This window comes from Streptomyces cinnamoneus, from assembly GCF_014650495.1.
Classification (GTDB): domain Bacteria; phylum Actinomycetota; class Actinomycetes; order Streptomycetales; family Streptomycetaceae; genus Streptomyces; species Streptomyces cinnamoneus.
In genome coordinates this window covers 1-1,390 of sequence record NZ_BMVB01000068.1, presented here as the reverse complement: position 1 = coordinate 1,390, position 1,390 = coordinate 1, and the positions used below count along the sequence as shown (strand labels likewise).

The 1,390-nt window shown below is 68.2% G+C and carries 1 protein-coding gene; it reads right to left on the bottom strand.

Annotation, left to right across the window (positions count from 1 at the left end):
- Positions 1 to 121 precede the first annotated feature (121 nt).
- A complete protein-coding gene (locus IE182_RS31480; protein WP_190113413.1) occupies positions 122 to 1,330 on the bottom strand; it encodes an IS701 family transposase in 1,209 nt (402 codons plus the stop codon).
- Between the last annotated feature and the right edge of the window lie 60 nt (positions 1,331 to 1,390).

The following is a 1,390-nucleotide window of genomic DNA, read 5'->3' as shown; positions in this document are numbered from 1 at the left end:
CTAGTAGTGCTTTGTTAGGTGGTGTCGTAGGGCTGCCATGGGACGGTCTGTCGGCAGGTGGGGCAGGTTCCGGTCCAGGTGGCGATGAGCTGCTGGAGGAGGTCCAGGGCCTGGTAGAGGGTCAGGCCCTGGCAGGGGCTTTTGGGTGTGTCCGCTGTTCGGTCAGGAACAGATGGGCGGCAGTGACGAGGGTGACGTGCCGGTGCCAGCCGGCGAACGAGCGGCCCTCGAAGTGGTCCAGGCCCAGGGCTGTTTTCAGCTCGCGGTAGTCATGCTCGATCCGCCACCGGGCTTTCGCCAGACGGATCAGATCCTTGGCGGGGAGGTCGGCCGGCAGGTTCGAGATCCAGTACTTCACTGGTTCGCTTTCGCCCTCGGGCCATTGGGCGATCAGCCAGGACAAGGGGATGGTGCCGTCGGCAGCCGGCTTCGGGCGACGGCCCGCGAGCCGGACGCGCAGGAACACGAAATGCGAGCTCATTGCCGCTTTCGATCCCTTGCGCCAGGTCACGGTCCGCCCACGGCTGCGACCTGCGGCCAGCACATGCTCGCGCAATGACACCGGCCGGGTGCGATAGCGGGGCAGTGGCCTGGGGCCGAGCCCGCCGTATTCAGGCTGGTGCGGCACCGCGTCCTGGCCGTGGGCGGTCATCTCGCCCTTGACCTGGAGTACCCAGGCCAGGCCGCGTTCGTCCAGACCGTGACGGAAATCGGCGTTCGCGCCGTAGCCGGTGTCCGCGACCAGGACAGCAGGCCGCAGCCCGCAGCCGGCGAGTTCGTCGAGCATGTCCAGGGCCAGCTGCCACTTGGCCCGGTGACGCTCGCTGCCGGGGATCCGGCAGGCCTGCCTGCGGACCTGCGCGTCGGGACCGTCCCAGGCAGCGGGCAGGAACAGGCGCCAGGACAGCGGGCACGAGGCCTCCCCGGAGGCGGCATGGACGCTGACACCGATCTGGCAGTTGCCGACCTTGCCCAAAGTGCCGGAGTACTGCCGGGCGACCCCGGGCGAGAAACGGCCGTCCTTGGGGAAACCGGTGTCGTCCACCACCCATACCTGCGGCCGGACCACGGCCACAGCCCTCCACGCCAGCCGGGCCCGCACCTGCTCGACCTGCCAGGTCGAAGACGTCATGAACTGCTGCAGCTGCTGATGATCGACACCAAGCCGCTCAGCCATCGGCTGCATCGACTTCCTGCGGCCGTCCAGCAGCAGCCCCCGCAGATACAACCCGCCCTTCGCCCGCTGATCCCGCCGCACCAACGGCGCGAACACATCCGACACGAACTCCTCTAACCGGCCCCGCACCGCGGCAAGCTCCCCAGCCCTCATACAGCCAGCGAACTACCGCCCACCCACCACGACAAGGGCCACCTAACAAAGCACTACTAG